Origin of the sequence: Streptomyces sioyaensis, from assembly GCF_004122735.1 — a bacterium.
Lineage (GTDB): Bacteria > Actinomycetota > Actinomycetes > Streptomycetales > Streptomycetaceae > Streptomyces > Streptomyces sioyaensis.
Window position 1 is genome coordinate 1 of sequence record NZ_SDIF01000177.1, and the last position, 9579, is coordinate 9579.

Sequence of the window (9579 nt, forward strand, 5' to 3'; positions counted from 1 at the left end):
CCACCCAGCAACCGGGACCCCACCCCACAACCACCCCCGCTCCCGCCGAAGGCGGGCAACAACTCACAGAAGCGACACGGCGGGAAACCCGGCAACGTCGGCAAGAGCTCGGAGCATCGCCTGAGGACGAGGATCCGCCGTCACGTTGCGCTGCATTCCGTTGGTGACGTAGCCGAAGGCCAGGCCCGTCGTGGGGTCGGCGGCCGCGAGGGCGCCTCCGCGCCCAGGGTGGCCGAACGAGCCGGGCCCCAGGAGAGGACAGGCGGAGCCATTCAGCATGAAGCCCAGGCCGAAGCGGGTGTGAACGAGCAACGTGCGGTCGAGGCCGGCGGACTCCTCGGTGCGGGCGAGGGTGAGCGTCGCGGGGGCGAAGAGCCGGGGGTGGCCGTCGACGGCGCCGATGAGGGCGGCGTAACAGCGGGCCAGGGAACGGGCGGTGGCGACGCCCGCGGAGGCGGGCAGCTCGGCGGCCCGGTAGGCGGGGTCGTTCTCGTCGGGGGCCGGGGAGATCGCCGCGAAGGCACGGCTGGTGAGCGAGTCGGGATCGGCGTACGCCTCGGCGACGGACGGCTTCGGGCGGACGCGGAGTCCCGTCGCGGCCGGCGGGGCCGGTGGCTCGACGGAGGCGAGGCGGCCGACGCGGGACCGCTCGGCCTCGGGGAGGCCGAGCCACAGGTCGAGGCCGAGCGGCCCGGATATCTCCTCGGCGATCCAGCTGCCGATGGTGCGACCGGTGACCCGCCGCACCAGCTCGCCGAGCAGCCAGCTGTAGGTCTGGGCGTGGTAGCCGTGATCGGTGCCGGGTTCCCAGGCGGGTGCCTGGGCGGCGACCGCGGCGGGGCCGCTGACACCGTCGATGGCCTCGGCGGGGGTGAGCGGGGTGTCCAGCACCGGCAGCCCGGCGCGGTGCGAGAGCAGGTGGCGGACGAGGACCCGTTCCTTGCCGGCGGCCTTGAACTCGGGCCAGTACGTGCCGACCGGGGCGTCGAGGTCGAGCTGTCCGCGCTGGTGCAGCAGCAGCGGGACGATGGCGGCGATGCCCTTGGAGGCGGAGCGGATCACCTGGGCCGTACCGGCTTCCCAGGGCGCGGCCTCCCCCTGGGCGTCGCCGTCCTTCGTGCCGCCCCACAGGTCGACGACCTTGCGCCCGTGCTGGTAGACGGCGACCGCCGCACCCCGCTCACCGCGCCGTGCGAAGTTGGCCATGAAGGCGTCCCGGACCGGCTCGAAGCCGTCCTCGACCGTGCCCTGGACGTCCACCACTGATTCCTGCTTCCCGCTCATCCGTCGCTTTCGTGACCCATCCATGGTGCAACGCGCGGGTCGGTGCTGATGACCAGGACGGTGACGGGTGGCGTTCGTCACACGGACCGGCCGCCGTGGTGGGTCAAAGCGGGACGTCGACCGAGCGCGGGTCGAAGCCGAAAGGGAGCTCCAGGCGGTGGGTGCGCATCAGTTCCTCGTCGCACAGCAGCTGCTGGGTGGTGCCGTCGGCGACGAGCACACCTCCGGAGAGCACGACGGACCGCGGGCACAGCTCCAGCGCATACGGCAGATCGTGCGTGACCATCAGGACGGTGACGTCCAACGACCGCAGGATGTCGGCGAGTTCGCGGCGGGAGGCCGGGTCGAGGTTGGAGGACGGCTCGTCGAGGACGAGGATCTCCGGCCGCATCGCCAGCACCGTGGCGACGGCGACCCGGCGGCGCTGGCCGAAGGAGAGGTGGTGCGGCGGGCGGTCGGCGAAGTCCGCCATGCCGACCCGGGTGAGTGCCTCGGTGACGCGGGCGTCGAGTTCCGCGCCGCGCAGGCCCGCGGCGGCCGGCCCGAAGGCGACGTCCTCGCGGACGGTGGGCATGAACAGCTGGTCGTCGGGGTCCTGGAAGACGATGCCGACGCGGCGGCGGATCTCCGCGAGGTTCTCCTTGGCGACCGGGAGCCCGGCGACCGCGACGGTGCCGGCGCCCGCTTCGAGGATGCCGTTGAGGTGGAGGACGAGGGTGGTCTTGCCGGCGCCGTTGGGGCCGAGGAGGGCGACGCGTTCGCCGCGGCCGACGGTCAGGTCGACGCCGAAGAGCGCCTGGTGGCCGTCGGGGTAGGCGTAGGCGAGCCGGGAGACGGCGAGGGAGGGGGCGGGTGCGGTGGTGCTCAAAGGGTCCATCCCAGGAGGCAGACGGCGAGCGCGGCGAACGGGAGGGCGGCCGCGCGGGTCCATTGTGTGCGGGTGGCGGTGGTGGCGTCGATAACGGGCATGGTGCCGGTGTAGCCGCGGCTGACCATGGCGAGGTGGACCCGCTCACCGCGCTCGTAGGAGCGGATGAACAGCGCGCCGGCGGACTTGGCGAGCACGCCCCAGTGGCGGAGGCCGCGCGCCTCGAAGCCGCGGGAGAGCCGGGCGATCCGCATCCGGCGCATCTCGTCGGTGATCACATCGCCGTAGCGGATCATGAAGGAGGCGATCTGGACGAGCAGCGGGGGCATCCGCAGGCGCTGCAGGCCCAGCAGGAGTTCGCGCAGTTCGGTGGTGGCGGCGAGCAGGACGGACGCGGCGACGCCCAGTGTCCCCTTGGCGAGGATGTTCCAGGCGCCCCAGAGGCCGGACGCGCTCAGGCTCAGGCCGCCGACGTGGACCCGCGGGCCCTCGGCGACGAACGGCATCAGCAGGGCGAAGGCGACGAACGGCACCTCGATGAGGAGTCGTTGGAGCAGGAATCGGGCGGGGACGCGGGCGGTCGCCGCGGCGGCCGCGATCAGCAGCGCATAGAGCCCGAACGCCCAGACCGCCGCGCGCGGGGTGGAGACGACGATGAGCACGAAGCAGAAGACCGCGGCGATCTTGCAGTGCGCGGGCAGCGCGTGGACCGGCGAGTGCCCGTGCCTATAGAGCTTGTGAGCGTGACCGGCGCCCATCTCAGACCTGCTCCGGCGTCGGGCGCTCGGCGGCCGGCGCCGCGGCCTCGCCCGGGCCGGCGCTCCGGCGGCGGCGCAGCACGAGGAAGACCCCGGTGCCGGCCGCGAGCGTGGCGCCGACGCCGATGATCCCGGCGAGGCCGCCGGCCAGCCGCGGGTCGGTGATGTCCTTGACGCTGTAGTCGGCGAGCGGGGAGTCCTTGGTGGCGTGGTCCTTGGCCTTGGCGTCGATGCCCTGGTCGTGGGCGACCTTCTCCAGGCCGTCGGGGCTGGCGGAGGCGTAGTAGCTGAGGCCGCCGGCGCACACCACGGCTGCGGCGAGCCCGGCCAGCCAGACGCGGCGGACGGAGCGGCGGGGTGCGGCGGCGGTCGGGACGGCGGTGGGCTCGTCGGCCAGAGCGGCCGGGACGGCGGCGGGCTCCCCGGCCGGGGCGGTGAGCGGCGAGGTGCGCAGTTCCAGCGGGGCGGTCAGGCCGCGTGCGCCGTAGACCAGGTCGGGACGGACGGCGATGACGGCACCGACCGTCAGCGCGGTGATCGCGGCCTCGCCGATGCCGATCAGCACATGCACGCCCACCATGGCGGTGAAGACCTTGCCGATCGGCACGTCCGCGGTCCCGCCGAGCGCGTAGAGGGCGGTGAAGGCCACCGCGGCGGCCGGCACCGACACCAGCGCGGCGACGAACGAGGCCACGGTGATCGAGCGGCGCCGTCGCGGCAGCACCTTCACCAGCCCCCGGAACAGGGCGTAGGCGACCACGGTCGTCACGATCGCCATATCGGTGATGTTCACGCCGAGCGCGGTCAGCCCGCCGTCGGCGAACAGCACGCCCTGCATGAGCAGCACGACGGAGACGCACAGCACACCGGTGTACGGGCCGACGAGGATCGCCGCCAGCGCACCGCCCAGCAGATGCCCGCTGGTGCCCGCCGCGACCGGGAAGTTCAGCATCTGCACGGCGAAGATGAACGCCGCGACCAGTCCGGCCAGCGGCGCCGTGCGCTCGGCACCCGTGCCGCTGCCCTGCGCCGCACCCGCCAGTTCCCGCCGGGCGCCGCGCAGGCTGACCGCGACCGCGGCCGCGGCGACCGCGCCGGTCGCCACCGACACCGGCGCGTCGATGAATCCATCGGGTACGTGCATCTCAGGGTTCTCCGCTTCAGGCTCTGCAGCGCACCCATGGTGGTGCCTCCTGCAAATATGTTGCAAGAGCACCCATGATGCGAAACGGCCACGGCGGCGCACGCACGGGGTCCCAGCTGGGCACCGCCCCCCCTGTGGCACATGCGTGCGAACGAGCGGAGACTGGGAGCAGAGGATCTCCTTGCGACGGCCTGCTGCCGGATGAGCGAGACGCCCCGGGCGAAGGGCAGGCCCGGAGAAGCTGTCATGGCGAAGCGCCCCGGGAAGCTCTCCCGCACCCCCACCTCACCGCTTCTCGTGCCACGGGTGGCGGCCTGGCGGGCGGCCGCGGTGACGACCACGTTGGGCGTGTTGGCAACCGCGTGGTGGGCCGGGAAACCCACCCACACCTGGGTCGCGTCCGAATTGGTTCCGCGGATCCTGGGCGGTCTCGCCGCCTTCTTCGGCGGCAGCCACATCAGCCCGGGCATGCGACTTGGGGGCATCCTCCTGTTGCTGCTGACTGTCTACGTGTGGTGGCGCGCCACGCGATCCGCGCTGGGATACCAGCCAGGCCCCGTGGACGTACAGCAGCTCGTCGACGCCACCTCCGACGCGACACCACCGCCTGTCGACGACCTGACATCCCATCTGCGCATGCAGCTTTCCGAGAGCAGCCTCTACCCGCCGACAACGGTCCCCGCGGAGGCACCGCCCACCGGCTTCCTCGATCTTCTCGGCGACGTCGATCTTGAGAAGTTCGGCACCGCGATACCTCGCCTGGTCGGCAGGCTGCGTCCGAAACTGGCCTACCGCATCAGCGGCGTGCTCCGGACACGCGAGCACGCAACCGAGCCGTGCGGCATCACCGTGACGCTCACGGCGTACGTCTTCAGCGGTGCACGGGCCACGACAGTGTGGGGGCGGGACTGGGAGCAGGCCACGTGCCGGGCCGCCTACTGGGTGGTGGCGTCGCTGCTGCCGGTGACCAGCGCCGGGAGACGGCCGCCCTGGCGACAGTGGTGGGCCCGTGAGTTGCCACCCGAGTTGCTGCGTGCCTACCAGGAAGCGAAGTCGCTGAGCTCCCGACAACGGTACGACGAAGCCCTGCAGCGATATGACGACGCCCTGAAGTACGACCCGCAGAACCCTTACATCCGGGCAGAGTTCGCCGGAGTGCAGGAGAAGCTGGACCTGCCACTCGATGCTCTGGAGACCTGTCAGCGGGGCCTCACCCTCGACGGCCAGACCGCCGACCGGTACAACAACCGGCTATGGGTCCGCTGGCGCCTGCCGCCGCGGAGGTTCCGTTACCTCTGCCACCCGCACCGATTCCAGGAAGTGCTCGGTCTGCGCTACCGGAACACGATTATTTTGGGCACCTCGGAGCGAATAGTGAAGGAGTGGTACAAAAAGAAGGAAGAGGGTCGCTCTGATGAGGCAGACGATGAGGCGCGGGACCCATTGCGCCGAATCCTGGTGGAGCGCTACTGGCCGGCGGCCGTCGACTTCGCCCTCGCTGACGATGGGCCACGTACGGCTGCGGCATACCACACTCAGCATGAGGTCGAAGGCGCCGCGAAGAATTGGCTCACCCGGAAGTCGACCCCCGCGAAGGACAACGTCGAGGCACAGGAACAGGTTCGGGTGGTCTTCCAGAGGGCCGCCGCTCAGGAGTTGTATCGGCTCGTGCAGGACGACCTGCTTGCGCGCATCGCAGGATGCACGTGGCTTCCTTGGCTCAGGCAAGTGGCCCGCTGGCTGTGGCCGCCTGCGTACGTTCAGGCCGCCCCCTGTTCCTTCCCGAGCACGCATGTCACGCTCGTGATCAACCGCGACGTATGGGCTCCTCTTCGGCTGACCTGGGCGGTCAGTGACCTGGAGAAGAAGCGGGATATGCCGAAGCTGCCGCCGTACCACGCAAAGCCCCACCGCTGGTGCGGCCGGGCTTACTCCCGACACGAGCATGCCTTCAGTTGGAGGGGCGAATATCCTGCCTCCGAGAAAATCGAGACCCGCATCCACAGAGCCTTGAAACGAAGAATCTGGCGCCCTTTCTCCTGGCTCGCCCCGGAGTGGCAGGACCATTACAACGCCGCGTGCGTCTATGCCGTTGCGATGAATAGATTCCCGACCGAGGGCAAGAATTCAGCCCAGGATCGGGACTATAGGCATCAAGCAGAATTGGCCGTCAAACAGTTGGAGAAGGCCGTGCTTCGGGCCGAAAGCGGATTCACCATGCTGGAACGGTCATGGATGCTGTACGAAGACCCGGACCTGAACCTGCTGCGCAGTGAACCCGTTTTCCTCAACTTCGAGCGAACAACGTACCCTCGCGCCCCGCGAGTGGACCAGCACCGCCCGCGCCCCACCGTCCACGATCTCAAGGACAGCTACGTCCGCCGGCTCCTCATCGACGCCGCCCACATCATGGATCAGACCTGGCAGCGGCGCAGCAAGAACGGCCCCGTCACCATCGATGTTCTGAGTGACTGGCTCCACACCGAGGAAAAGGCCTGGGACTACTTCCTCGAACTCGCGCGCGGCCCCCACGACCACTGGGCAGCTCGGGCCGATCTCATACAGGCGGTCCAGCAGAGCGATCCAGTCGCTACCACTCACTCCGAATTCCCGCCGCGCATGCTCCAGGACATCGACGCGGAGGCCAACAACGGCAGCTTGGCCGAACTACTGGAATCCATGGCTTCGGATCTGTCGAACTACGGATACTCCACCTCCATGCGTTCCCATGACTGGTACACGATCCTCGACGACGCCATTGCGGCAGGTATGACACAGATGCCCACTGCCAAGATTCGCACCCTGTGCACGCAATATGCCGCTGCCTGGCTGAGGCTGGGGGCCCGTCTGCGGCTGGCGGAGGACGGCGAAGCCGAACGGAAATTCCGGGATGCGGTCCACGAAATCCCTGAGCCCGCCCCCGAGTTTGTGAAAAACCCTGATTCCATCTCGATCAGGGTCAGTGGCACCCAGGGCGTCTAGGTGTGCTGTCCGGTCGCACACGGACGGCCCGGCACAGCCCCCCTCCCCAAGGGGAAGCCGTTGCCGGGCCCTCCTGGTGCGCCACTCCCGTCCCCACGGGCGGGCGCCCCGCTCCGGGGTGCCGCTCCGCTCATGCAGCGGTCCCGGAGGTCGCGGTGCGACGCGGCCGGCGGCGGGTGGCCGCCGGCCAGTCGCGGTGACGGACCGTCAGACCCGGGCCGGTGTGCGCGAGGTGCTCGCGTCCGGTGCGCCGGTGGGCTCGTCGCGCAGGCCCTCGCCCTCGACGTCCACCTGGGGCAGGATCCGCTGGAGCCACCGGGGCAGCCACCACGCCGCGCGGCCCAGCAGGGCCAGGACGGCGGGCACCAGGGCCATCCGGACGAGGAAGGCGTCGAAGAAGACGGCGACGGCGAGGCCGAAGCCGATCATCTTGATCATCGAGTCGGAGGAGCCGATGAAGCCGGCGAAGACGCTGATCATGATGACCGCGGCGGCGGTGACCACCCGGGCGCCGTGCCGGAAGCCGGTGACGACGGCCTCGCCGGGGCGTTCTCCGTGGACGAAGGCCTCCCGCATCCGTGTCACGAGGAAGACCTCGTAATCCATCGCCAGGCCGAAGACCACGCCCACCATGAAGATCGGCATCATGCTCATGATCGGCCCGGTCTGCTCGACCCCGAACAGGTCGGCCAGCCAGCCCCATTGGAAGACCGCGACCACCGCGCCGAGCGCCGCCACCACCGACAGCAGGAAGCCGAGGGCCGCCTTGAGCGGGACCAGCACCGAGCGGAAGACGACCATCAGGAGGAGGAAGGCCAGGCCGACGACGAGCGCCAGGTAGGGCACCAGGGCGTCATTGAGCTTCTGCGAGACGTCGACATTCATCGCGGTGGTGCCGGTGACCAGGGTCCGCGCGCCGGTGTCCGTCGCGATGCCGGCCGTCGTCGACCGGATGTCATGGACCAGGTCCTCGGTCGCGGCGCTGCTGGGCTTGGACTTCGGGACGACGGTCAACGTGGCGGTGTCGCCGGCCTTGTTGAAGGTGGGCGGGGTGAGGACGGCGACGTCGTCGAGGGCGTGCACCTTCTTGGCGACCTGCGCGGCCGCGGACTTGGCGCTCTGCCCCTGGTGCGCGTCCCGGGCGTCGACGACCAGCATCAGCGGGCCGTTGAAGCCGGGGCCGAAGCCGTCCGACAGCAGGTCGTACGCCTTGCGCTGGGTGGTGTGGGTGGGCTGCGCGCCGTCGTCCGGCAGGCCGAGTTCCAGCGAGGCGGCGGGGATCGCGACGGCGCCGAGGCCGAGCACCACGGCGAGGAGGACGGTGACCGGGCGGCGCAGCACGAACCGCGCCCAGCGGGTGCCCATGTTGGGCCGGCCGGCCGCGCTCGTGGTGCCCTGCCCGTCGGCGCCCTTCGTGGCGCGTGCCTTGCGGGGCAGCACCCGCTTCCCCGCGAAGCCCAGCAGCGCCGGGATGAGGGTGAGCGCGATCAGTACGGCGATGACGACGGTGCCCGCCGCGGCCAGGCCCATCTTCGTCAGCATCGGGATGTTGACGACCATGAGGCCGACCAGCGCGATCACCACGGTCAGCCCGGCGAAGACGACCGCGGAGCCCGCGGTGCCCACCGCGCGTCCGGCGGCCTCCTCCCGCTCCCGGCCCTCGGTGAGTTCGGCGCGGTAGCGGGAGACGATGAACAGGGCGTAGTCGATGCCGACGGCGAGGCCGATCATCATCGCCAGCGTCGAGGTCGTACTGGACAGGTCGAGCGCGCTGCTCAGCGCGGTGATGGTGGAGACGCCGATGCCGACGCCGATCAGCGCGGTCAGCAGCGGCAGTCCGGCCGCGATCAGCGCGCCGAAGGTGAGGACGAGGACCACCGCGGAGACCGCGATGCCGATGACCTCGGTGGACCCCGTCTCGGGGATGGCCTGGAGCGCGTTGCCGCCGACCTCGACGGTCAGCCCGTCCTTCCGGGCGTCCTTGGCCGCGTCCTTGAGGGCGTCCTTGGAGGCGTCGGTCAGCTCGAAGCCGGTGACCTTGTAGGTGACTTGGGCGTAGGCGGTGCGGGCGTCCTTGCTGAGGGTCCTGGCGGCGTACGGGTCGGCGACCCGGTCGACCTGCCCGGAGCCCGACTTCAGGGCGTGCACGGTGCGTTCGACGGCCGCCTTGTTCGCCGGGTCCTTCATCGTCTCGCCCTGGGGGGCCCGGAAGACCACCCGGGCCGTGGCACCGTCCGCGTTCCCGCCGGGGAACCGCTGGTCGAGCAGGTCGAAGGCGCGCTGGGCCTCGGTGCCGGGGACCGAGAAGGAGTCGGCGGCGGGGGAAGCGGAGGTGGCGGCACCGACGCCGGCGACGGCCAGCAGGGCCACCCATATGAGGGCGACGAAGCGGCGCCGCCGGAAGGCGAAGCGTCCGAGCTTGGAGAGGAAAGTGGCCACGAGACCGGGTGCTCCCGTCGTGAGAGGGGTGATGGAGGCGTGCGCCATCGCCCCGGCGACGAGAGCGGCGTGCCGGGTACGGAGGCTGGGGTGAGGGGTCGGGC

The 9579-nt window shown here is 70.7% G+C and carries 6 protein-coding genes; 1 reads left to right on the plus strand and 5 read right to left on the minus strand.

Going from position 1 to position 9579, the window contains the following annotated elements; all coding sequences use genetic code 11:
- Positions 1 to 63: 63 nt before the first annotated feature.
- From EST54_RS31565 to EST54_RS31580, 4 genes are all read right to left on the minus strand, one after another.
- Positions 64 to 1284 carry a serine hydrolase domain-containing protein gene (locus EST54_RS31565; protein WP_129251123.1) on the minus strand — a complete coding sequence of 407 codons (1221 nt, stop codon included), beginning with the start codon at positions 1282 to 1284 and terminating at the stop codon, positions 64 to 66.
- Between the two features lie 103 nt (positions 1285 to 1387).
- Positions 1388 to 2161, minus strand: a complete 774-nt coding sequence (locus EST54_RS31570; RefSeq protein ID WP_239013231.1) for an energy-coupling factor ABC transporter ATP-binding protein — start codon at positions 2159 to 2161, stop codon at positions 1388 to 1390.
- Entirely contained in the window at positions 2149 to 2910 is a 762-nt protein-coding gene (gene cbiQ / locus EST54_RS31575) for a cobalt ECF transporter T component CbiQ (protein ID WP_129251125.1), read from the minus strand. The genes EST54_RS31570 and cbiQ overlap by 13 nt, the downstream gene beginning before the upstream one ends.
- Position 2911: 1 nt before the next feature.
- Entirely contained in the window at positions 2912 to 4054 is a 1143-nt protein-coding gene (locus EST54_RS31580) for an energy-coupling factor ABC transporter permease (RefSeq protein ID WP_129251126.1), read from the minus strand.
- A 246-nt stretch (positions 4055 to 4300) separates the two neighbouring features.
- Here EST54_RS31580 and EST54_RS31585 point away from each other — a divergent pair, with 246 nt between their 5' ends.
- Positions 4301 to 7036: a tetratricopeptide repeat protein gene (locus EST54_RS31585; protein WP_161989336.1), complete on the plus strand. Its 2736-nt coding sequence runs from the start codon at positions 4301 to 4303 to the stop codon at positions 7034 to 7036.
- A gap of 207 nt (positions 7037 to 7243) precedes the next feature.
- On the opposite strand, the gene EST54_RS31590 is transcribed toward EST54_RS31585, so the two are convergent.
- Positions 7244 to 9475: an MMPL family transporter gene (locus tag EST54_RS31590; protein WP_129251128.1), complete on the minus strand. Its 2232-nt coding sequence runs from the start codon at positions 9473 to 9475 to the stop codon at positions 7244 to 7246.
- Positions 9476 to 9579 lie beyond the last annotated feature (104 nt).

Coding starts and splice junctions, on each gene's coding strand:
- EST54_RS31580 (WP_129251126.1), bottom strand. CDS start 4,054: ATGCACGTACCCGATGGATTCATCGACGCGCCGGTGTCGGTGGCGACC.
- EST54_RS31565 (WP_129251123.1), bottom strand. CDS start 1,284: ATGAGCGGGAAGCAGGAATCAGTGGTGGACGTCCAGGGCACGGTCGAG.
- EST54_RS31585 (WP_161989336.1), top strand. CDS start 4,301: ATGGCGAAGCGCCCCGGGAAGCTCTCCCGCACCCCCACCTCACCGCTT.
- cbiQ (WP_129251125.1), bottom strand. CDS start 2,910: ATGGGCGCCGGTCACGCTCACAAGCTCTATAGGCACGGGCACTCGCCG.
- EST54_RS31570 (WP_239013231.1), bottom strand. CDS start 2,161: ATGGACCCTTTGAGCACCACCGCACCCGCCCCCTCCCTCGCCGTCTCC.